This window comes from Streptomyces sp. NPDC001941, from assembly GCF_040296945.1.
Taxonomy (GTDB): Bacteria; Actinomycetota; Actinomycetes; order Streptomycetales; family Streptomycetaceae; genus Streptomyces.
This window is the reverse complement of the sequence record NZ_JBEOYE010000037.1, coordinates 15,362-37,526: the sequence shown is the minus strand read 5'-3', so window position 1 is coordinate 37,526 and position 22,165 is coordinate 15,362. Positions and strand designations below refer to the sequence as shown.

General features: G+C 74.4%; 17 protein-coding genes and 1 pseudogene. 9 read left to right on the top strand and 9 right to left on the bottom strand.

Annotated features, from left to right (window positions below; all coding sequences use genetic code 11):
• Window positions 1–16: 16 nt before the first annotated feature.
• Genes ABT160_RS23935 through ABT160_RS23925 form a run of 3 tightly spaced genes read right to left on the bottom strand, consistent with a single transcriptional unit; the run spans window position 17 to window position 1,286 of the window.
• On the bottom strand, window positions 17–265 hold the full coding sequence (locus ABT160_RS23935) for a hypothetical protein (protein WP_351649800.1): 249 nt from the start codon (window positions 263–265) through the stop codon (window positions 17–19).
• Window positions 262–741 carry a sigma factor-like helix-turn-helix DNA-binding protein gene (locus ABT160_RS23930; RefSeq protein ID WP_351649799.1) on the bottom strand — a complete coding sequence of 160 codons (480 nt, stop codon included), beginning with the start codon at window positions 739–741 and terminating at the stop codon, window positions 262–264. The genes ABT160_RS23935 and ABT160_RS23930 overlap by 4 nt, the downstream gene beginning before the upstream one ends.
• Window positions 742–773: 32 nt before the next feature.
• Window positions 774–1,286 (bottom strand): MarR family winged helix-turn-helix transcriptional regulator, encoded by a 513-nt coding sequence (locus ABT160_RS23925; protein WP_351649798.1) that lies wholly within the window; start codon window positions 1,284–1,286, stop codon window positions 774–776.
• Window positions 1,287–1,432: 146 nt separating this feature from the next.
• Between ABT160_RS23925 and ilvA the strand changes: the two genes are divergently transcribed.
• The 3 genes from ilvA to ABT160_RS23910 all read left to right on the top strand — a co-directional run bounded on the left by ilvA (window position 1,433) and on the right by ABT160_RS23910 (window position 4,738).
• Window positions 1,433–2,662: a threonine ammonia-lyase gene (gene ilvA, locus ABT160_RS23920; protein ID WP_351649797.1), complete on the top strand. Its 1,230-nt coding sequence runs from the start codon at window positions 1,433–1,435 to the stop codon at window positions 2,660–2,662.
• A gap of 202 nt (window positions 2,663–2,864) precedes the next feature.
• The gene (locus ABT160_RS23915; RefSeq protein ID WP_351649796.1) at window positions 2,865–3,872 is read left to right on the top strand and encodes an ATP-binding cassette domain-containing protein; all 1,008 of its coding nucleotides are present in this window, start codon (window positions 2,865–2,867) and stop codon (window positions 3,870–3,872) included.
• A complete protein-coding gene (locus ABT160_RS23910) occupies window positions 3,869–4,738 on the top strand; it encodes an ABC transporter permease (RefSeq protein ID WP_351649795.1) in 870 nt (289 codons plus the stop codon). Before ABT160_RS23915 ends, ABT160_RS23910 begins: the two co-directional genes overlap by 4 nt.
• Window positions 4,739–4,748: 10 nt before the next feature.
• Here the strand turns inward: ABT160_RS23910 and ABT160_RS23905 are convergent, their stop codons facing one another.
• The 4 genes from ABT160_RS23905 to ABT160_RS23890 all read right to left on the bottom strand — a co-directional run bounded on the left by ABT160_RS23905 (window position 4,749) and on the right by ABT160_RS23890 (window position 10,863).
• Complete coding sequence (locus tag ABT160_RS23905) at window positions 4,749–7,058, bottom strand: serine/threonine-protein kinase (protein ID WP_351649794.1); 2,310 nt, start codon at window positions 7,056–7,058, stop codon at window positions 4,749–4,751.
• A gap of 74 nt (window positions 7,059–7,132) precedes the next feature.
• Window positions 7,133–9,634 carry a serine/threonine-protein kinase gene (locus ABT160_RS23900; protein WP_351649793.1) on the bottom strand — a complete coding sequence of 834 codons (2,502 nt, stop codon included), beginning with the start codon at window positions 9,632–9,634 and terminating at the stop codon, window positions 7,133–7,135.
• A 138-nt stretch (window positions 9,635–9,772) separates the two neighbouring features.
• Window positions 9,773–10,273, bottom strand: coding sequence for a transcription elongation factor GreA (greA, locus tag ABT160_RS23895; RefSeq protein ID WP_351649792.1), 501 nt, complete (start codon window positions 10,271–10,273; stop codon window positions 9,773–9,775).
• Between the two features lie 188 nt (window positions 10,274–10,461).
• Window positions 10,462–10,863: a DUF4307 domain-containing protein gene (locus tag ABT160_RS23890; protein ID WP_351649791.1), complete on the bottom strand. Its 402-nt coding sequence runs from the start codon at window positions 10,861–10,863 to the stop codon at window positions 10,462–10,464.
• 98 nt (window positions 10,864–10,961) lie between these two features.
• Between ABT160_RS23890 and mca the strand changes: the two genes are divergently transcribed.
• Together mca and ABT160_RS23880 are read left to right on the top strand one after the other, a co-directional pair.
• On the top strand, window positions 10,962–11,843 hold the full coding sequence (gene mca, locus ABT160_RS23885; protein ID WP_351649790.1) for a mycothiol conjugate amidase Mca: 882 nt from the start codon (window positions 10,962–10,964) through the stop codon (window positions 11,841–11,843).
• A 1-nt stretch (window position 11,844) separates the two neighbouring features.
• Window positions 11,845–12,069: a hypothetical protein gene (locus tag ABT160_RS23880; protein ID WP_351649789.1), complete on the top strand. Its 225-nt coding sequence runs from the start codon at window positions 11,845–11,847 to the stop codon at window positions 12,067–12,069.
• Between the two features lie 69 nt (window positions 12,070–12,138).
• On the opposite strand, the gene ABT160_RS23875 is transcribed toward ABT160_RS23880, so the two are convergent.
• Both ABT160_RS23875 and ABT160_RS23870 read right to left on the bottom strand, forming a co-directional pair.
• Complete coding sequence (locus ABT160_RS23875) at window positions 12,139–15,378, bottom strand: tetratricopeptide repeat protein (RefSeq protein ID WP_351649788.1); 3,240 nt, start codon at window positions 15,376–15,378, stop codon at window positions 12,139–12,141.
• 118 nt (window positions 15,379–15,496) lie between these two features.
• A complete protein-coding gene (locus ABT160_RS23870; RefSeq protein ID WP_351649787.1) occupies window positions 15,497–16,063 on the bottom strand; it encodes a Uma2 family endonuclease in 567 nt (188 codons plus the stop codon).
• A 128-nt stretch (window positions 16,064–16,191) separates the two neighbouring features.
• Between ABT160_RS23870 and ABT160_RS23865 the strand changes: the two genes are divergently transcribed.
• From ABT160_RS23865 to ABT160_RS23850, 4 genes and pseudogenes are all read left to right on the top strand, one after another.
• Window positions 16,192–18,219: a thioredoxin domain-containing protein gene (locus ABT160_RS23865; protein WP_351649786.1), complete on the top strand. Its 2,028-nt coding sequence runs from the start codon at window positions 16,192–16,194 to the stop codon at window positions 18,217–18,219.
• Between the two features lie 261 nt (window positions 18,220–18,480).
• Window positions 18,481–19,734, top strand: coding sequence for a glycosyltransferase (locus ABT160_RS23860; RefSeq protein ID WP_351649842.1), 1,254 nt, complete (start codon window positions 18,481–18,483; stop codon window positions 19,732–19,734).
• Complete coding sequence (locus ABT160_RS23855) at window positions 19,731–21,365, top strand: ArnT family glycosyltransferase (RefSeq protein ID WP_502984288.1); 1,635 nt, start codon at window positions 19,731–19,733, stop codon at window positions 21,363–21,365. The genes ABT160_RS23860 and ABT160_RS23855 overlap by 4 nt, the downstream gene beginning before the upstream one ends.
• Window positions 21,362–22,111: pseudogene (locus tag ABT160_RS23850) on the top strand (polyprenol monophosphomannose synthase); the annotation flags it as partial. The gene ABT160_RS23855 and the pseudogene ABT160_RS23850, both read left to right, overlap by 4 nt.
• Window positions 22,112–22,165 lie beyond the last annotated feature (54 nt).

The window sequence follows — 22,165 nt, the reverse complement described above, 5'->3', positions numbered from 1 at the left end:
CGTCAGCCGGGGCGCCCTACCAGCCGTCGAAGGGCGGTGTCGTCGTCGACGGCGGCACCGCCCACGGCTCGGTCCGCGCCGCCCACACGCTGAACGCCACGGCCGCGCACACCAGCAGCGTCCACAGCACCCGGCGCAGCACCCGGTCGCGGTGCATCAGCCGGGTGCCCCGGGCGACCGCCTGCGCCAGCAGCTCCGGCGGCACCGGCGGGTGCGGGGTGTCGAGCAGCCGTCTGACCTGGTCGGCCTTGTGGTCCGGGCTCATCGCGCCACCGCCCCCCTGTTCAGCCGCAGTCCGCGCGCGGGCCCGCTGCTGCGCATCGTGGCCACCGCGCGCGTGAGGATCGCCCGCACCCGGTCGGCGGGCAGCCCGAGCAGGGCGGCGGTCTGCTCCTCGGCCACGCCCTCGTACAGCCTGAGGACCAGCACCAGGCGCTCCTGCGGGGTGAGCCGGGCCAGCACGCCGCCGCGGTCGCCGTGGTGGCGCCAGGCGGAACGGGCGAACCGGGCGGCGAGTTCGGTACGGGTGCGGTCGTACGGGTCCTCCCCGCGCAGCCGGTCCCAGCGCGCGTACGTGCGGGCGAGGGACGCCGTCAGCAGGCGCCGGGCGCCCGGAGCGGCCGCCGGGGGCTCGCCCGTCAGCAGCGCCGCGGTGTGCAGCAGCCGGCCGGCCGCCCCCGCGACGAACGCCTCGAACTCCCGGGCGCGGTACCCCTGTACGACGGTGCGTCGGTCGCCCATGTCCTCATATCAGGACAGCGGGGCCCCGCCGGTCAAGAGGTCGGCGGCGTCTCCGGCTCGACGATCGGCAGTCCGGCCTGGCGGGCCGAGAGCGCCGAGTTGAAACGGGTGAGCAGGGAGCAGAACGACTCGCGCTCGTCCTGCGTCCAGCCGTCGGTCACCTGCGCCATCAGCTCGCGGCGCGAGGAGCGGACCTCCTCCAGGCGGGCCTGGCCGCGCGGGGACAGCTGAAGCACCACGGCGCGCCCGTCCTCGGGGTGCGAGGTGCGCTTGACCAGGCCGGTGTCGACGAGCGGGGCGACCTGGCGGGTGACGGTCGAGGAGTCGATCCCCATCCCGGCGGCCAGCGCCTTGACGCCCATCGGGCCTTCCTGGTCGAGCCGGTTGAGCAGCAAGTAGGCGGCGCGGTCCATGGAGTTGCGCAACTGACCCGTGCCGCCGAGCCGGGTCTGCTCCGCCCGGCGCGCGAACACGGCCACCTGGTGCTGGAGGGCATCGAGGAGACCGGGGTCGAGATCAGTCGTCATGTCCTGAGATGTGGGCATGGCTGGAGGGGCTCTCTCGTGCGGTGGTCGGTTGGTGGGGGACAGAGTACGCGGACGAATGCGCTTGCGTACCAGCGCTGCGCAAACCTGATGGGAAGCCGAGACCCGGGCGGCCGACCCCCGCGTGAGCTGGGAGACTTGCGGTCATGAGCTTCCGTACGACTGACCCCTTTCACCCGCTCATCCTCGATGACGTGAAGGGCGCGCAGAAGATGCTCTCCGGTGTCGCCCGCTGCACCCCGATGGAGGGCAGCCGCTACCTGTCCCGTCTGGTGGGCTCCCCGGTACACCTGAAGTGCGAGAACCTCCAGCGGACGGGCTCGTTCAAGCTGCGCGGCGCGTACGTGCGGATCGCCGGGCTGCGGCCCGAGGAGCGGGCGGCCGGGGTGGTCGCCGCGTCCGCCGGGAACCACGCGCAGGGCGTCGCGCTGGCCTCCTCGCTGCTCGGCGTGCGCGCGACGGTCTTCATGCCGCTGGGGGCGCCGCTGCCGAAGGTCGCCGCGACCCGGGAGTACGGGGCCGAGGTGCGGCTGCACGGCCAGGTGGTCGACGAGACGCTGGCGGCGGCGCAGGAGTACGCGCGCGACACCGGCGCGGTGTTCATCCACCCCTTCGACCACCCGGACGTCATCGCGGGGCAGGGCACGGTGGGCCTGGAGGTCCTGGAGCAGTGCCCCGAGGTGCGCACGATCCTGGTGGGGGTCGGCGGCGGCGGTCTGGTGGCGGGCGTGGCCCTGGGCGTGAAGCTGCTGCGCCCGGACGTGAAGGTGATCGGGGTGCAGGCGCGGGGCGCGGCGGCCTACCCGCCCTCGCTGCGGGCCGGGCGCCCGGTCACGGTCGAGTCGCCGGTGACGATGGCCGACGGGATCCGGGTGGGCCGCCCGGGCGACGTGCCGTTCGCGCTGGTCAAGGAGTACGTGGACGACGTGGTGACGGTGTCGGAGGACGCGCTGTCCTCGGCGCTGCTGCTGTGCCTGGAGCGGGCCAAGCAGGTGGTGGAGCCGGCCGGGGCGAGTCCGGTGGCGGCGCTGCTGAGCGACCCGGGGGCGTTCCGGGGGCCGGTGGTGGCGGTGCTCTCGGGCGGGAACGTGGACCCGCTGCTGATGCAGCGGGTGCTGCGGCACGGGATGGTGGCGGCCGGGCGCTACCTGAGCCTGCGGGTGCGGCTGACGGACCGGCCCGGGGCGCTGGCCTCGCTCCTCGGGGCGTTGTCAGTGGCGGATGCCAATGTGTTGGACGTGAGCCACGTACGGACCGATCCCCGGCTCGGGCTCACGGAGGCGGAGGTGGAGCTCCAGCTGGAGACCAAGGGCCCGGAGCACTGCGAGGAGGTCGCGGCGGCGCTGCGCGGCGCCGGGTACACCGTCCTCGGGTAAAGCGATTGTAAGTCGCGATGTATCGCGTTAGTCTGAGCCCTCGCCGGGCGCACCGGGACCGCCCTCCCTAAGCTGGGAGGAGCGGCGAACCGCCCCGAACGCCCCCGGTCGTACGTCATCCAGCACGTCACCCCGCACCTCCCTCAGCACGTCACTTCCACCTCAGAAGAAACAACGCACCTGCCACCCTGGGAGAACCCCTATGCCAGGCGCCATCTATGCCGAAGGCCTCGTGAAGACCTTCGGAGACGTAAGGGCTCTGGACGGCGTGGACCTCGACGTCCCCGAAGGCACGGTCCTGGGGCTCCTCGGCCCCAACGGCGCCGGGAAGACCACCACCGTCCGGGTACTCACCACGCTGCTCCAGCCCGACAGCGGCAAGGCCGTCGTCGCGGGCATCGACGTCCTCAAGCACCCCAACGAGGTCCGCCGCTCCATCGGCCTGTCCGGCCAGTTCGCGGCGGTCGACGAGTACCTCACCGGCCGCGAGAACCTCCAGATGGTCGGCCAGCTCTACCAGATGCGCTCCAAGGACGCGAAGGTCCGCGCGGGCGAGCTGCTGGAGCGCTTCAACCTGGCCGACGCCGCCGACCGCCCCGCCAAGACCTACTCCGGCGGCATGCGCAGGCGGCTCGACCTGGCCGCCGCCCTGGTGGTCTCGCCGCCCGTGATGTTCATGGACGAGCCCACCACCGGACTCGACCCGCGCAACCGCCAGCAGCTCTGGGAGGTCATCCAGGAACTGGTCGCGGGCGGCACCACCCTGCTGCTCACCACCCAGTACCTGGAGGAGGCCGACCACCTGGCCCACGACATCTGCGTCGTCGACCACGGCAAGGTCATCGCCCGCGGCACCTCGGACCAGCTCAAGGCCCGCACCGGCGGCGAGCGGGTCGAGGTCGTCGTCCACCAGCCCGACCAGATCGCCCCGGCCCGCGAGGTCCTCGCCGGCTTCGGCAAGGGCGAGGCCACGGTCGCCGAGCACACCCGCAAGATCACCGTCCCGGTCACCGGCGGCGCCAAGCTGCTGGCCGAGGTCATCAGGGAACTGGACGCCAGGGGCGTGGAGATCGACGACATCGGGCTGCGCCGCCCCACCCTCGACGACGTCTTCATCTCCCTGACCGGCCACGCGGCCGAGGGGGAGAAGGGCGAGGACGCCGAGGGCGGCGAGGGCGCTCCCGCCGACGGGAAGGGGAAGGCCAAGTGAGTACCACCGCATCCGAACCCCGGCCGGTACTGGCCCCCCGCCCCAAGGGCGGCATCACGCAGTCGATACGGGACTCGCTGGTGGTGGGCCGCAGGAACCTGATCCGGATGACCCGGATACCCGAGATGGTGCTGTTCGGCGTCATCCAGCCGGTGATGTTCGTGGTCCTGTTCACGTACGTCTTCGGCGGCTCGATCAACATCCCCGGGGCGCCCTCGGGCAGCGCGAGCGCCTACAAGGAGTTCCTGATGGCGGGCATCTTCGCCCAGACCGTCACGTTCGCCACCGCGGGTGCCGGCGCCGGCATCGCCGACGACATGCACAAGGGCCTGATCGACCGCTTCCGCTCGCTGCCGATGGCCCGCGGCGCGGTCCTCACCGGCCGCACCCTGGCCGACCTGGTCCAGACGGCCATCACGCTGGCCGTGCTCGCGGTCGTCGCCCTGATCGTCGGCTGGCGCACCCACGAGAACCTCGGCAAGGTGCTCGCGGGCTTCGCCCTGCTGCTGCTCCTCGGGTACGCGTTCACCTGGATCGGCGCCCTGATCGGCCTGTCCGTGCGCACCCCCGAGGCGGCCACCTCGGGCGGCCTGATCTGGCTCTTCCCGCTGACCTTCATCTCCAACGCGTTCGTCCCGGTCAACGGCATGCCCAAGTTCCTCCAGCACGTCGCCGAGTGGAACCCGTTCAGCGCCACCGTGGCCGCGGCCCGGGAGCTGTTCGGCAACACCATCGAGGGCGTCCCGAAGTCCGTGACCGGCGCCTGGCCCATGGAGCACCCGGTCTGGGCGTCGCTGATCTGGTCGGTCCTGATCATCGTGGCCTTCCGGACCCTGGCGGTGCGCAAGTACCGCAAGGCGGCCTGACGGCCGGCGGTCAGGGCAGGTAGCCGGAGACGACCGCGCCGCCGGAGAGGGTGACGAACAGCGCCCCTCCGGCGGCCAGTACGTCGATGGACCCGCCGTTCTCACCGTTCCCGTCCGAGCCGTCCGCCCCCTGCGCGGGGCCGCGGAGCTGGACCTGCTTGCTGCTGCTCGAACCGTCCGACTGGCCCCACAGTTTCAGTTGGAGCCCGAGGCTCGCCGTTCCCACCCGGTCGCCCACGAGGTACAGGTAGCCCGTGGCCCCCTGTTCCTGATCCTGCTTCTGATGGGTCCAGCGCTCGCGTCCGGTGCGCGCGTCGTACGCGTACACGCCCCCGGCGTCGGTCAGGAAGAGCGTCCCCCGCGGGCCCAGGGCGGGCGGCGCCGCGAGGTCCGCGCCCGGTGCGATCCTGCGCAGTGGGCGCAGGGTGGTGGCGTCGAGGACCCGGACGGCGTTCCCCTCCCTTCCGCACACCATCAGCCCCTCGCGCACCTGCGGCGCGTCGCACAGAAGTCCTTCCGCGCCGCGCGCGGCCACCTTGCCGCTGCGCGCGTCGAGCGCCAGCGGCCGCCCGAGCACCGTCACGTACACCCGGCCGTCGACCGCCAGCGGCTCGCCGTCCGGCACCGTCTCCGTCCGGCTGCTCCACCGCACGGCACGGGCGCCGTCCAGGCTCCGCGCGGTCACCAGGCCGTCCGTCGCCGCCTCCGCCACCACGCCGGTGTACGAGGTGTAGAGGACGCCGTCCACCAGGTCCGAGCCCTTGGCGCGCCGGCCCTCCGGTGCCGCGGCCCGCCACACCTCGCGCCCGCTCGCCAGGTCGTACGCGCGCAGCCCCCGCGGCCCCGTCACGTACAGGGCGCCGTCGTGCACCGCCGGGTCCGGGGTCGCCATGTCCCCGGACACGTCCCCGTCCAGCGTCCAACGCCGTTTGCCGTCCGTGGCACTGAGCACCGTGGCGCCGCCGCCCGCCGACGTGCACGCGAAGAACTCGCCGGACAGGGCGCACCGGCTGCCCCCGGGCACCCGGGCCGCCCACGGCGACCAGCCGGCGGGGCGGGCCTTCGGGTCGGCCGCGGTCGTGCCGAAGTCGCGCGTGCGCCCCTCGCCGCCGTCCGGCAGGGCCAGCGCCCGGGAGGCGGTCCTCGTTCCCGGCGTCCCCGACCCCGACGGTGAGGCGGACGGGGTGCTCCCGGTGCCGGACGCACCCGTACCGCCGCCCGTACCGGACCGCGCCGCCAGCAGCACGCCCACCGTCGCCAGCACCGCCACCGCGAGACCGGCCGCCACCACCGCGCGGCCCGGGCGACGGCGGCGGGGCGCCGCGGGCGCCGGACGGTGGGGCGCGGCGGTGGGGGAGTACGGCACCGAGGGGCCCAGCGTCGGAAGCTCGGCCAGGCCCGCCCTCGATCCCGCCCGCAGCCCCGCCGCCCGGGCCGCCTCCCCGGTCACGGCGATCAGCGAGCGCACCGGAGCGGGCCACGGGAACGGGCCGTCCGGCACCCCGCCCAGCAGCCCGGCCAGTTCGGCGGGGCCGGGTCGCGCGGCCGGGTCGAGGGCCAGGCAGCGCGCCACGATCGCGCGCAACTCCTCGGGCACGCCGTCCAGTTCGGCCTGCGCGCGGCTGATCCGGTAGGCCACGGCGGCCATCTCGTCGTCGTCGAACGGGCCCCGCCCCGAGGCGGCGAACGCCAGCACCGAGCCCAGGCAGAACACGTCGGTCGCGGGCACCAGGGCCGCCCCGCCCGCCAGGTGCTCGGGCGCCATGAAGCCGGGCGTGCCCAGGACGGCCCCGGTCGCCGTCAGCGCGGTCGCGTCGAAGGCGTGGGCGATCCCGAAGTCGATGACCCGCGGCCCGTCCACCGCGAGCAGTACGTTCCCCGGTTTCAGGTCGCGGTGCAGCAGGTTCGCCGCGTGGACGTCGGCCACGGCGCGGGCGAGCGCCGCGCCCAGCGCCCGCACCGCCGCGACCGGCAGCGGCCCGGTCCGGTCCACGGCCTCCGCGAGCGAGGGGCCCGCCACGAACTCGGTGGCCAGCCAGGGGAGCCGGGCCTCCGCGTCGCCGTCGACCAGGACGGCCGCGTACGGGCTGCGCACGGCCCGGGCGGCCGCGATCTCGCGCCGGAACCGGGACCGGAAGGCGTCGTCCAGCTCCAGGTCCCCGTGCACGGTCTTCACGGCCACCATCCGCCGCGGGTCCTCGGTCGGCCCGTCCGTCCGGCAGGCGAGGTGGACCTCGCCCATGCCGCCGCTGCCCAGCCGGGCGAGCAGCCGGTACGGGCCGACGAGGCGCGGCGGACCGCCGGGCAGGACTTCCAGCAACGCGGGCTCCTGGGTGACCGTGGAGGAGTGGAGGAAGGGCGACTCCCGGACCGCTCGGTCCGTACCGCCCCGGATCAGCGGGGCAGTGCGACGGAGACCGCGGTCCCGTCGTCGAACACCACGTGCGCGACCCCGCCGAGCGGCAGCACCTGCGGCGGACGCAGCTCCTTCGCCATCTGGATGGCGCTCGACCGGTCGTACTGCTCCTCGGCGCGCGGGCCGGGCGCCCCGGGCAGGGCGATCACCCGCTCCTCGCCCGCGGAGCCGTCCTTGCCGAGCGGCACGACGTGCAGGGACGCGTAGTCGGCGTACACCACCGCGTCACCCGCGATGAGCGGTGCCGAGACCATCTGGCGCTTGCCGTCCGGCCGGGTCAGGGACGGCAGTGCCGTGTGGCCCCGCTGCCTGCCGGTGGCGGGGTCGAGCAGGAACAGCCCTTCGGCCTTCCTCGTCTGCTCCAAGCCCCAGCTGACCGGCCCGCTGTCGAAGAGGACCAGGGCACGGCCGTCCGCGGCGGTGGGCACCGCGGTGGTCCGCGCGGCGGGGTCCGCCACCGTGAACGCGCCGCCGGCCGCGGGCGCCAGCGTCCCCGCGTCCAGCCGGAACATCCGCAGCCGGCCGTTCTCGTAGATGGTGGCGGCGCAGTAGGACGTCCGCCCGGCCACCCGCAGCCTCTCGCAGCCGTCGCCCTGCCCCGGCGTCACCTGTCCGCGCAGGTCCCCGTTCTTCGCGTCGTACGCGCTGGGACCGGCGTCGCTCAGCGCGTACACGACGCCGTTCGCGTACGCCAGCGGCTCGAACGCCCGGAACTCCGCCCGTGACAGGTCGGTGTTGGTCAGCGCCTTCTCCCAGCGCACGGTCCCGTCCGCGAGGGAGTAGGCGGTCATCCGGCCGGCCGTGTCGTCGCCGCTCGCGGCGAACACGGTGTCGCCGCCGACCAGGGGCCGTGACTCGAACCAGGCCTTGACCTTGTTCGGCTTGCTCCAGCGCACCTTGCCGCTGCGGGCGTCCCGGACCTGGAGCGTGCCCCCGGACAGCAGCACCACCGAGGTGTCGTGCACGGTGGGCGCCTGGGTGCTGCCCGCGACGAAGACCCCGCCCGTCGGGCCGATGAACGAGGTGTTGTCGCGCGCGTCCGCCACCAGGTCGGCCTCCCACAGCCGCTCACCCGTCCCCGGGTCCAGCGCCTCGTACCGCCCGTCCGTGGTCCGGCAGACCAGGACGAGCCGGCCCGCCGCGCACCCCAGCGCGGGCGCCGTCAGCTTCGCGCGCCACGGCTTCCAGCTCGCGGGACGCTGCGCCGCGACCTGCGGCACGTACCCCGCGGCGTCGGCCTGCCCCTCGCCGTCCACGCCCGCCACCAGCGGCGCGGCCGGGGCGGGGGCCGGAGCGGGGGTGGCCGGCGGCTTCGGGTCCTCGCCGCCGAACAGGTAGAGGCCGAGACCGGTGGCCCCGCCCAGCACCGCGAGCGCGGTGACGGCCACCAGCGCCACCCGGCCCCGCCGCCGGCGCGGCCGTCCGGCCTCCGGCGCGGCGGGCGGGTCGGCGGGCGGCGGGCCCACGGTGGGCATCCGGTGCAGAGCCGGTGCCTCGGCGCCGGGCGCGGACGGTACTTGGGGCTGGGGCTGGGGCTGGGGCTGGGGCTGGGGCTGTGCCTGCGGCTCGGGGTCGCGGGGTGCCAGCAGCGGGCCGCCGGCCGCCAGCAGCCGGACCACGTCGCGCCGCGCCTCCTCGATCTGCTCCCGCACGCCCGTCGGCCACTGCGGCGCCCGTGGGCCGCCCAGGAGTTCGGCCAGTTCGGCGGGGGAGGGCCGCTCGGCGGGCGCCCGCCGCAGACAGGCGGCGACGACCGCGTGCAGCCCGTCCGGCACCTCGTCCAGGTCCGCCTCGGCCTGCGACACCCGGTAGAGGACGGCCGCCAGCGGGCCCTCGCCGAAGGGATCCCGGCCGGTCGCCGCGTAACAGAGCACCGACCCCAGGCAGAACACGTCGGAGGCGGGCAGCACCGTGCGCGCGCCCGCCACGTGCTCGGGGGACATGAACGCGGGCGTGCCCACCCAGGCCCCGGTCGCGGTCATCGTGGTGGCGCCCGCGCCCCGGGCGATGCCGAAGTCGATCAGGCGCGGCCCGTCGGCGTCGAGCAGGACGTTGCCGGGCTTCAGGTCGCGGTGCAGCACCTGTCCGGCGTGCAGGTCGGCCAGGGCGCGGGCGAGTCCGGCGCCCACCGCCCGTACCGTCTCCTCCGGCAGCGGGCCGCTGCGCCGCACCGCGCGGGAGAGCGTGGGACCGGCCACGTGCGCGGTGGCGAGCCAGGGCACCTCGGCGTCCGCGTCGCCGCCCAGCGGTGGCGCCGCGTAGGGGCTGCTGACCAGCCGGGCGATCTTGACCTCGCGCCGGAAGCGGTCCCGGAAGACCGGGTCGCGGGCGAGGTCGCGGCGCACCGTCTTCACGGCGACCAGGCCGCCGTCCGCGCCCCGGCCGAGGAACACCTCGCCCATGCCGCCCGCGCCGAGCCGCGCCAGCACCTCGTACGGTCCGATCCGCTGCGGCGTGTCCTCACGCAGTGGTTCCAGCACGCGTCCCCCCGGCCCCCGCCCCGACGTCCAGGCCAGCATCATGACATGTGCGCGTCGCTCGCACAGGGCGTCCGCCGGACAGCGCGGAGGGCCCGGACCGGCGGTGCGGTCCGGGCCCTCGCGCAGGGGTTGCCGGGGTCAGCCGTTGTAGGGCTCGGCCTTGAGGATCCGCACGGAGGCCTTCCGGCCGTTCGGGAGCTCGTACTCCGCGTCCTCGCCGACCTTGTGGCCGAGCACGCCGGAGCCCAGCGGGGACTGCGGCGAGTAGGTCTCGATGTCGGAGCTGGCGTACTCGCGGGAGGCGAGCAGGAAGCTCAGGGTGTCGTCCTCGTCGCCGTCGAAGGCGATCGTCACGACCATGCCGGGCGCCACGGCGCCGTCGGTGGACACGGGGGCCTCGCCGACCTTGGCGTTCTCCAGGAGCTGGGTGAGCTGGCGCACCCGGAGCTCCTGCTTGCCCTGCTCCTCCTTGGCCGCGTGGTACCCGCCGTTCTCGCGCAGGTCGCCCTCCTCGCGCGCGGCGGCGATCTTGGCGGCGATCTCCGTGCGCGCGGGACCAGACAGGTACTCCAGCTCGGCCCTGAGCTGGTTGTACGCCTCCTGGGTGAGCCAGGTGACGTTCTCGCTGGTCTGGGTCACAGGTGCTCCTCGTAGGTACTGGGAATACAAAGCATCGCCCTACCCTGAAGGATGTTCCTCCATGGAAGGGCGAAACCACGAGCCTAACAATTTCGTGCGCGAAGGGGGAGGACGAAAGCCGTCACAATCACGTCAACGCAGGTCAGCGCGGGGGCTCCCGGCACGCCCTGGTGACGGGGACCGGACGGTCAGCCGGTGCCGCAGCCGACCAGCTCGGCGGTGGTCGCCTTGCCGGTGGTGCGTACGGTGACGACCTGGTCGACGCGCTCGACCGGCTGGTCGAAGCGGACGTCGAGGCGGCCGACCTCGCTGTGGTCCTCGGAGCGGGCCCGCAGCGTGCAGTAGCCCTTGACGTCCTTGTCCTTGCGGACCTCGAGGTGGACCTGCACCCCGTCGGCGGCGGAGGGGTCGAACTTGATGATCTCGGCGCTGATCTCGTTGCCGACGACGTAGTGGTAGCCGAACCAGCCGACCAGCGCGAGCAGCAGCACGCCCAGGACGGAGCCGGCGATCCTGAGCTTGCGGTCGGCGCGCTCGTCCGCGGAGCGCCCGTAGCGGCCCTCGGGGAGGCCCTCGCGCACTGCGCCCATGATCGTTCCTCTCACGCCTCGAACGACGGAATTTTCCGCCCGCCGATTCCGTCACTATAGAAGCCGCCCAAAGCTACGAATCACCGAGGGACCGAGTCTTGACTGATCAGCTGCGACTGATGGCCGTCCACGCCCACCCCGACGACGAGTCGAGCAAGGGCGCGGCCACCATGGCCAAGTACGTCTCCGAGGGGGTGGACGTACTGGTGGTGACCTGCACGGGCGGCGAGCGCGGTTCCGTCCTCAACCCCAAGCTCCAGGGTGACAAGTACATCGAGGAGCACATCCACGAGGTCCGCAAGAAGGAGATGGACGAGGCCCGGGAGATCCTGGGCGTGAAGCAGGAGTGGCTCGGCTTCGTCGACTCCGGCCTGCCCGAGGGCGACCCGCTGCCCCCGCTGCCCGAGGGCTGCTTCGCCCTGGAGGACGTGGACACGGCCGCCGGGGAACTGGTGCGCAAGATCCGCGCGTTCCGTCCGCAGGTGATCACCACCTACGACGAGAACGGCGGCTACCCGCACCCGGACCACATCATGACCCACAAGATCACGATGGTGGCCTTCGACGGCGCGGCCGACGCGGAGAAGTACCCCGAGGCCGAGTTCGGCCCGGTCTTCCGGCCCAGCAAGGTCTACTACAACCAGGGCTTCAACCGGCCCCGCACCGAGGCCCTGCACCAGGCGATGCTGGACCACGGCCTGGAGTCGCCGTACGGGGACTGGCTCAAGCGCTGGGACGAGTTCGAGCGGGTCGAGCGCACGCTCACCACGCACGTGCCGTGCGCGGACTTCTTCGAGATCCGCGACAAGGCGCTGATCGCGCACGCCACCCAGATCGACCCCGACGGGGGCTGGTTCCGGGTGCCGATGGAGCTCCAGAAGAAGGTCTGGCCGACCGAGGAGTACGAGCTGGCGAAGTCGCTCGTGGACACCTCCCTCCCCGAGGACGACCTCTTCGCGGGCATCCGGGACAATGCCTAGCATGAGCGCACACCAGGCACTGCCCCAGCTCGTCCTCGCCGCCGAGGAGCTCGACAAGAACAAGGTGACGCCCGGCGTCCTGGGCTTCGTCGTCTTCGCGGTCCTCGCGGTCGCGGTCTGGCTGCTGATGAAGTCCATGAACCGCCACATGGGCCGCGTCGACTTCGAAGAGGCCCCCGAGCCGGGGACCCCGTCCCCGGCGCCGAAGCCGGGCCCGGGGAAGTAGGAGCAGCACACCGGGTCCGGAGCCATGGGCTCCGGCCCCGGTGCGGGTTCCGCGACGGCGCCGGTTCCGCTACGGCGCCGCCTGCTCCAGCGGCACCCCCATGATCTCGCGGGAGTGGCGGGTGGGCGTGAGGCCGAGCTGCCACGCGCGCCAGCCCTCCTCCAGCCGCACCCCGCGCTCCAGCACCAGCGCGTACGTCTGCGCCGCGTCCTGGAGCGCCGCGTCGCGCGCCGGGTGCCCGGCCGACCGCAGCCCCGCCAGCTCCTCCTGGGCGACGACCGTGCCGACCTCCACCCCGCCCGCCGAGGCGTACGGCAGCAGCGTGCAGCGCAGGAAGCGGGCCCAGTCCGAGCCGCGCCGGTCGCCGTACGAGACGAACAGCGCGTCCGCCTCCGCGCACAGCTCCAGCGCCTGCGCCGCCTTGGCGTTGCCGCCGTCCACGACCGCCAGCTCCAGGCACGTCCACGCCTCGCCGTGGGCCACCCCGATGCGCCGGAAGTCGGCGCGCGCGTCCACCAGGAGCTGCCGGGCGAACCCGGAGTTGCGCAGGTTGCCGGTGCGGGCGGCGAGCTGGTCGCGGGTGACCCGGCCCGAGTGGTGGCGGGCGCAGGCCAGCCCGTACACGTCCCGCATCCGCGAGAACATCGTGCGGGCCCGCTCCAGCTCCCGCACCGCCTGGTCCCGGTCCCCGCGCTCCTCCAGCGCCTGGCCCAGGTAGTACAGGGTCCACGCCTCGCCGCGCGCGTCCTCCTGGTCCCGGTGGCGCGACAGCGCCTGGCGCAGCCGGTCCACGGCCGCGCCCGGATCGCCGTCCACCAGCCGGGCCCTGGCCAGCTGCGTCATCGCCCATGCCTCGCCGCGCTCGTCGCGGGTGCGCCCGTACAGCTCCAGCGCGTCCCGCAGCTCCGACTCGGCGCGCGGCACGTCGCCCATGCGCAGCGCCACCTGCCCGTACTGGAAGTGCGACCAGGCCTCGCCGTGCAGCGACTCGCTCTCGCGGTGCAGCGCCAGCGCGGTCGTCAGCAGGGTCAGCGCCTCGGCCAGGTTGGCCCGGTCCCGCTCGACGGCCGCCAGCGCGTGCAGCGTCCAGCCCCGGTCGGCGGCCAGCTCCGGCGCCGCCTGCAGCGCCAGGGCCTCGCGAAGCCGGACCGCGGCCTCGGTGAGGTTGCCCTGGTGGTGCAGCGTGATGCCGAGCGAGCACAGGGCCAGCGCCGCGCCCGCGTCCTGGTGGGCCTGCTGGTAGAGCGAGACCACCGAGGTCAGCGTGGTGCGGGCCTTGTCCAGCTCGCCCAGCTGCCGGGCCGCGATGCCGGTGCGCCACTGCACCGAGCGCATCAGCAGCCCCTGGTCGACGGCCTCGGTCAGCTCGGTGATCTCGCCGAGCCGGTAGAGGTCGCCGCGCAGCAGGCAGTAGTCGCACAGCGCGCCCAGCAGGTCCAGGACCGCCTGCTGGTCCACGCCCTCGGCGTGCCGCAGGGCGGCGGTGATGAAGCTGGACTCGTCGTCCAGCCAGCGCAGCGCCGCCTCCAGGGACGGGAAGCCGTGCCCGCCGAACTGGCCGGTACGGGTGGACATCTTGCCGTCCACCATGCGGATCACCGCGTCGGCCAGCTCCGCGTAGTTCTGGATCAGCCGCTCCTGCGCGGCGGCGGTCTCGGCGGGCTCCTCCTCGGTGCGCAGCCGGGCCGCCGCGAAGGCCCGCACCGCGTCGTGCAGCCGGTAGCGGTCGCCCCGCACCCGGTCCAGCAGGCCCGCCGCCGCGAGCTCCCGCAGCAGTCCGGCCGCCTCCTGCTCCTCGGCGGCGAGCAGCGCCGCGCCCGCCGCCGCGCCCAGCGAGGCGCGCCCGGCCAGCGCGAGCCGGCGCAGCAGCCGCCGGCCCGGCTCGCTGAGGTCCTCGCCGTAGCGCGCCCACAGGGCCCGCTCCACCGGGTCCCCGGCCTGCCCGACCGCGGACAGCGTCCGGGCCAGCTCGGCGGTGGACCGCTTGCCCTCCGAGGACCCGGCGATCTTCAGCGCCAGCGGCAGGCCGCCGCACAACTCCCGTACGCGCTCGGCGGCTTCGCCGTCGTAGGGGCCCTCGTCCGCCCCCTGGGCGACGGCCCGCAGCAGCTCCTCCGTACCGGCCGGGCCCAGCGCCTCGACCGGCAGCTGGTGCACCCGGGCCGCCACGTCCGCGCCCAGGTCCAGCGGGTGGCGCGCGGTGACGAGCACCAGGCTGTCGGAGCGCTCCGGGACCAGGGTGCGCACCTGCGCGGCGTCGTGCGCGTCGTCCAGGACGACCACGACCGGCAGCCCGGTCAGGTGCTGGTGGTACAACTCGGCGAGCCTGCGCTCCTGTTGCTCGCCGCTGCCCGGCACCGGACGCCCGGTGGAGGCGCCGTCGCGGAAGAGCAGCTGCTCGCGCGGGGCGCCGAGCCGGTTGAGCAGGTGCAGCAGCGCGTCGCGGGTGGCGAGCGGCGGCTCGTCCCGGCTGGCGCCGCGCAGGTCGACCACGCAGGCGCCGCGGAACTGGTCGCGCAGGTGCAGCGCGGCCCGCACGGCCAGGGTGGTCCGCCCGGAGCCAGGATCGCCGTGCAGCACGACCACGGTGGGCCGGGTCGTGGTGGCGGCGCGGCCGGCCCGCACCCACTGGCCGAGCTGCTCCATCTCGCGCCGCCGCCCGGCGAACACGCCCTCGGTGGCGGGCAGTTGCTGGAAGGACTGCTCCAGCAGGTTCCGGGTCCTGGCCGTCGCGCTGCGGTCCTTGCGCAGCGCGGGCGCCGTCGACTTCTTGGGCGGCGGGGTCCGGCTGGCCAGCATGCGCTGCTGATCGAGGAAGGGGCGGATGCCCCGCACCTCCAGCGCGGCCAGCCACTGCAGCCGCAGCTGCTCCACCCCGCCGGGCTGCGCCAGCGCACCGGCCCTGCGGTGCGCGGCCGGCCAGTGCCCGGCGGTCGCCTTGAGCACGGTGGCGGCGGCCCCGGCGACGGCGACGGCGGCGCCCGCGCCGAACGCGGTGCCCGCCCCGGTCCCGAGCGCGACGTCCGCGCCCACCGCCACGACGGCGGCGACCCCCGTCACCAGTACGGGAGTCGACATCCGCTCCTTGCTGAAGCGCCCGGCCAGCGGCTGGAGCTCCGCCTCCGCCGCGTCCAGGGCCCTCTCGTACGCCGCGTACTCCTCGCGCGCGGCCTCCGCCAGTGCGTCCAGCGCGGCCCGACCCCGCGCCAGCAGCGTCCCCGAGTCGGCGCGCCCACCGCTGCGGCGCACCTCCTCCTCCACCGCGCGCACCAACAGCCGCTCGGCATCGGCGCGATGGCTGTCCCGCATGTGGCTCCCCCTCCGCTAGGTTGCGAGCCCAAGTCTCCTGCGGATCGACACCCAACGCGAGGCCACCACCGGAACTACGCCTTCCGCGCGGACCGTGCGGCCGGGGGCGCGCGTGGCGTCAGAGGGCGCCGAGGTCGACGGTGACGGGGAACGGTGCGGCGGCCTTCACCGTGCCGGTGAACACCCCGCCGTCCCGGTAGGCGTTCGTGGCCGGGTCGCGTACGTAGGTGTAGACGATCGGGACGCCGGTGGCGGCCTGCTCGACCCGCCAGTAGAAGGGGATGCCCGCCTTGGCGTACTGGTCGACCTTCACGACCCGGTCGGTGGTCTCCGAACCGGGCGACACGACCTCGACGACCAGCAGGACGTGCTCGGGCCGGGTGGGCGTGACGTCCAGGGTGTCCGCGCGGTAGACGACGACGTCCGGGCGGCGGTTGGTGAGCGGGACGTCCTGGAGCCGGACGTCGAAGTCCGTGTCGGCGTTCCAGTCCGGGCCCGCCGCGGCGTCCAGCGCGTTCGCCAGGATCCGGGCCAGCCGGTTGTGCCGCTTGGACGCGCTCGGGCTCACGACGACCATTCCGTCCACGATCTCGATGCCGGCGCACTGCTCGGCGGACCAGGAGTCGTACTCCTCCGCGCTGATCTGCAGGTGCATCCACGCGGGCGCCACCATCTCGGCACTCATGGTGTACCTCCTCGGGAGGGGCCTCGGCGGGTTCGGCGATGCTGGGGCCAGCCTACTGTCCGGGGCGGCCCCGCCGCCCGTCCGGAGGGCCTCCACGGATCCCCCCGGGTGTCCGGCAGGATGGGGGCATGCCGAACCGACTGGCCGACGAGACGTCCCCCTATCTGCTCCAGCACGCCGACAACCCCGTCGACTGGTGGCCCTGGTCAGAGGCCGCCTTCGCCGAGGCGCGCGAGCGTGACGTGCCCGTGCTGCTCAGCGTGGGGTACAGCTCGTGCCACTGGTGCCACGTCATGGCCCACGAGTCCTTCGAGGACGAGGCCACCGCCGCGTACCTCAACGAGCGGTTCGTCGCCGTGAAGGTCGACCGCGAGGAGCGGCCCGACGTCGACGCCGTGTACATGGAGGCCGTGCAGGCCGCCACCGGGCACGGCGGGTGGCCGATGACCGTGTTCCTGACGCCCGACGCCGAGCCGTTCTACTTCGGCACCTACTTCCCGCCCGAGCCCCGGCACGGCTCGCCCTCCTTCCGCGAGGTGCTGGAGGGCGTCGTCGCCGCCTGGGACGGGCGGCGCGAGGAGGTTGCCGAGGTGGCCGCGAAGATCGTGCGGGACCTGGCCGGGCGGTCGCTCGCGCACGGCGGGGACGGGTCGCCGGGCGAGGAGGAGCTGGCGCAGGCGCTGCTCGGGCTGACCCGGGAGTACGACCCGGCGCACGGCGGCTTCGGCGGCGCGCCCAAGTTCCCGCCGTCCATGGCGGTCGAGTTCCTGCTGCGCCACCACGTGCGCACCGGCGCCGAGGGCGCGCTGCAGATGGCCGCCGACACCTGCGAGGCGATGGCCCGCGGCGGCATCTACGACCAGCTCGGCGGCGGCTTCGCGCGCTACTCCGTGGACCGCGAGTGGATCGTGCCGCACTTCGAGAAGATGCTGTACGACAACGCGCTGCTGTGCCGGGTCTACACGCACCTGTGGAAGGTGACCGGGTCCGCCCTCGCCCGGCGCGTGGCCCTGGAGACCGCCGACTTCATGGTCCGCGAACTGCGCACCCCCGAGGGCGGGTTCGCCTCCGCGCTGGACGCCGACAGCGACGACGGGACCGGCGCGCACGTCGAGGGCGCCTTCTACGCGTGGACCCCCGCGCAGCTGGCGGACGCGCTCGGCGAGGACGACGCCGCCTTCGCCGCCCGCTGCTTCGGCGTCAGCGACGAGGGCACCTTCGAGCACGGCTCCTCCGTCCTCCAGCTGCCCCGGGACACCGGGCCCGTGGACGCCGACCGGCTCGCCGACGTGCGGGCCCGGCTGCTGGCCGCGCGCGAGGAGCGGGTGCGGCCCGGGCGGGACGACAAGGTGGTGGCCGCCTGGAACGGGCTCGCCGTCGCCGCGCTCGCCGAGGCCGGGGCCTGCTTCGAGCGGCCCGACCTGGTGGAGCGGGCCACCGAGGCGGCCGACCTGCTGGTCCGGCTGCACCTGGACGAGGGCGCCCGGCTCACCCGTACCTCCCGGGACGGCCGGGCCGGCAGCAACGCGGGCGTCCTGGAGGACTACGCGGACGTCGCCGAGGGCTTCCTGGCGCTGGCCTCCGTCACCGGCGAGGGCGTGTGGCTGGAATTCGCGGGCTTCCTGCTGGACATCGTGCTCGACCAGTTCGTCGCGGAGGGCGGCGCCCTCTACGACACCGCGCACGACGCCGAGCAGCTCATCCGCCGCCCCCAGGACCCCACCGACAGCGCCACCCCGTCCGGCTGGACCGCCGCCGCCGCGGCCCTGCTGAGCTACGCCGCGCACACCGGCTCCGAGCCGCACCGCACCGCCGCCGAGCAGGCCCTCGGCGTGGTCAAGGCGCTCGGCCCGCGCGCGCCCCGGTTCATCGGCTGGGGCCTGGCCGCCGCCGAGGCGCTGCTCGACGGGCCGCGCGAGGTCGCGGTGGTCGGCGCGGCCGGCGACCCGGCCGCCCGGGAGCTGCTGCGCACCGCCTGGCTGAGCCCGGCGCCCGGTGCCGTGGTCGCTTTCGGGCCAGTTGGCGCGGATGAGTTCCCGCTGCTCAGGGACCGTACGGAGATCGACGGGCGGCCTACCGCGTACGTCTGCCGGCACTTCGTGTGCGACGCACCCACCGCCGACGCCGCCGCACTCGCCCGGAAACTCACCGACTGACCCGGGAAACCAACCCTTTAACAACGGTGCTCCGGAGTGTCATACTCCCCACCTAAAGTCCAGGTCACGACGAGTTGACCGTGGTCCGTGCGCGTCTGGGGAGCCGCGCGCGGGCCGGTGGGTGCGGACTCTTAGGTGGGGATCGACTCGTACCGCGCACGGCGATGACGCCTGCGCGCACGCGGGTCCAGGGGGTCCAAGGGGGGACCTTTCTTGTTGGTACCGGGGCTCATAGCCGCCGTCTCGCTCGCCCTCTTCGCGATGGCCGCGTTCACGCTGTGGTGGCAGATGCACGCCTGGCGCACGCCGGAGACGCTGGCCGCCACCCGATTCGAGAGGCCGACCGACGCGGGCCGGCTCGCCTTCTCGCTGCTGCTGCCCGCGCGCCACGAGCAACTCGTCCTGGAGCACACGGTCCAGCGGCTGCTCGAATCCAGCCACCGCGACTTCGAGATCATCGTGATCGTCGGGCACGACGACCCGGAGACCGCCGAGGTCGCCGAGCGGGCCGCCGCCCGCGACCCCGGCCGGGTCCGGGTCGTCGTCGACACCCACGCCACCAAGAACAAGCCCAAGGCCCTCAACACCGCGCTGCCGTACTGCCGGGGCGACGTGGTGGGCGTCTTCGACGCCGAGGACCAGGTCCACCCCGAGCTGCTCGCCCACGTCGACCACGCCTTCCGCGAGACCGGCGCCGACGTCGTCCAGGGCGGCGTGCAGCTGATCAACTTCCACTCCAGTTGGTACGCGCTGCGCAACTGCCTGGAGTACTTCTTCTGGTTCCGCTCCCGGCTGCACCTGCACGCCGCGAAGGGCTTCATCCCGCTCGGCGGCAACACCGTCTTCGTGCGCACCACGGTGCTGCGCGAGGCCGGCGGCTGGGACCCGGAGTGCCTGGCCGAGGACTGCGACCTGGGCGTACGGCTGTCCAGCACCGGCAAGCGCGTGGTCGTCGCCTACGACGCCGACATGGTCACCCGCGAGGAGACCCCCGGCACCCTGGTCAGCCTGCTCAAGCAGCGCACCCGCTGGAACCAGGGGTTCCTCCAGGTCTACCGCAAGAAGGACTGGAAGCGGCTGCCCACCCTGGGCCAGCGGATGCTCGCCCGCTACACCCTGATGACGCCGTTCATGCAGGCCTTCACCGGCCTGGTCATCCCCTTCAACGTGGCCGTCGCGCTCTTCCTCGACGTGCCCGTCGCCGTCGCCTTCCTCACCTTCCTGCCGCTCATCACGGCCATGGTGACCTTCGTCTTCGAGGTCGTCGGACTGCACGACTTCGGCGTCCAGTACGGCCTGCGCGTCCGCCTCGCGCACTACCTCAAGCTCGTCGTGGGCGGCCCCTTCTACCAGGTGCTCCTGGCCGGCGCCGCGCTGCGCGCCGTCTGGCGCGAGCAGCGCGGCCAGCGGGGCTGGGAGCTGACCAGCCACGTCGGCGCCCACCTGGCGGACGGAGCCGGGACGACCGGGACGGCCGGACAGAGCAGAGACTCCAGAGAGGACGTGCACGCGTGACCTCGACCCTGCCCGCGGCCCCCGGGCCCGCCCCGGTCCGCCACCGCGCGCACCGCGCCCCCGACCCCAAGCGCGTCGTCACCGTCCGCCCCTACGTCCGCTTCCGCAGCTCCCGCCCCGACCTGCTGCTGTGCGGGGCGGTGCTGGTCGCGGTCCTGCTGGTGCAGGGCTGGAACATCCAGCACTACCCGGCCTTCAGCGACGACGAGGGCACCTACCTCTCCCAGGCGTGGGCCGTCCAGCAGGGCAAGGGGCTCGCCCACTACACGTACTGGTACGACCACCCGCCGCTGGGCTGGCTGCAGTTGGCGGTCCTCACCTGGATCCCCTCGCTGTTCGCACCCGAGTCCATGACCGTCGGCGCGATGCGCGGCGCGATGCTGGTGGTCAGCGCCGCCAGCGCGGTCCTGCTGTACGTGCTGGCGCGCCGGCTCTGGCTGCCGCGCTGGGCCGCCGGGCTCGCCATGGCGCTGTTCGGGCTCTCGCCGCTGGCCGTGGTGCTCCAGCGGGAGATCTTCCTCGACAACATCGCCGTGATGTGGATGCTGTTCGCCTTCTGCCTGGCCGCCTCGCCCAACCGCGACCTGTGGCACCACTTCGGGGCCGGGGTCGCCGCGGCCGTCGGCGTGCTCACCAAGGAGACGATGCTCGTCGTCCTGCCCGCCCTGCTGGTCACCATGTGGCGCCACAGCCACCGCGACACCCGCAAGTTCGCGGTCACCGGCGCGGTCACCGCGTGCGTCCTGATCGGCTTCTCCTACCCGCTCTTCGCCCTGCTCAAGGGCGAGTTGTGGCCGGGGGCCGGGCACGTGTCGCTGTGGGAGGGCATCACGTACCAGATGAGCCGCCCCGGCTCCGGGTTCATCCTCGACCCCGGCAGCGGCTCGAACGAGGTGCTGCGCTCCTGGCTCTACTACGACCACGTGCTGCCGCTCGGCGGCCTCGCGGGCGCCGCGCTGATCCTGCTCACCCTGCGCTGGTCGGTGACCGCCCGGGCGCTCGCCGGGCCCGCGCTCGCCGTGGTGGTCCTCACCGTCGTCGCCCTGCGCCCCAGCGGCTACCTGCCCGCGATGTACGTCATCCAGGCGCTGCCCTTCCTGGCGCTGCTGCTCGCCGGGGGCGCCGCCAGCGTCGCCCACGCCGTGTTCAGCCGGGGCGAGGTGGCGCCGCGCCTGCTCCCGGCGCGCCGCGCGCTGGCCGCCGCCCTGGCGCTGGCCGCCGTCGCGTACGTCGCGCCGCGCTGGTACGAGGGCGGGCGCACCGCCCTGACCGCCGACGCCAACTCCGGCTACCGGGCCGCCGCCGGCTGGCTGGCCACCGAGGTGCCCGACCCGGCGCGCACCCGCGTCCTGGTCGACGACGCGCTCTGGCTCGACCTGGTCCACGCGGGCTACCGGCCGGGTCCCGGCGCCATCTGGTTCTACAAGGCCGACCTGGACCCGGCGGTGGTGAAGACGCTGCCGCACGGCTGGCGCGACCTGGACTACGTGGTGTCCACGCCGACCGTGCGGCGCGACGCGCCGACCCTGCCCACCGTCCGCGACACCCTGGAGCACTCGCGGCCGGTGGCCACCTTCGGCGAGGGCGAGGACCGCATCGAGATCCGCCGGGTGGCCGGGGCGGCCCGGTGACCGGCGCGGAGACCGGCGCGGGGACCGGGGCGACGACCGTCACCGTCGTCGTACCGACCTTCAACGAGGCGGCGAACGTACGGGAGTTGCTGCGGCGCATCGCCGCGGCCGTGCCGCACCGGCTGCCCTGCGAGGTGCTGTTCGTCGACGACTCCACCGACGACACCCCGGCCGTGATCGCCGACGCCGCCCGCGACTGCCCCTTCCCGGTCGCCGTCCTCCACCGCGACGCCCCCGAGGGCGGCCTCGGCGGCGCGGTCGTCGAGGGGCTGCGGGCCGTGGACGGCGACTGGGTCGTCGTGATGGACGCCGACCTCCAGCACCCGCCGGACCTGGTGCCCGACCTGGTCGCCACCGGCGAGAAGGAGGGCGCCGACCTGGTCGTCGCCAGCCGCTACCTGTCCGGCGGCAGCCGCGCCGGCCTGTCCGGCGGCTACCGGGTCGCCGTCTCCGGCGCCTCCACCCTGCTGGCCAAGGCCCTCTTCCCGGGGGCGCTGGCCGGGATCAGCGACCCGATGAGCGGCTTCTTCGCGCTGCGCCGGGGCGCGGTCGCGGTGGAGTCGCTGCGACCGCTCGGCTACAAGATCCTGCTCGAACTCGCCGTGCGCAACGCGCCGTTGAAGGTCGCCGAGGTGCCCTTCCGGTTCCGGGAGCGGTTCGCGGGCGAGTCCAAGTCGACGCTGCGCGAGGGCCTGCGCTTCCTGCGCCACCTGGCCGGGCTGCGCGCCACCACGCCGGCGGCCCGCCCGGGCCGCCCGGGAAGGAGGACCGCGTGAGACGACGCGGAGTCAGCGGCGCCC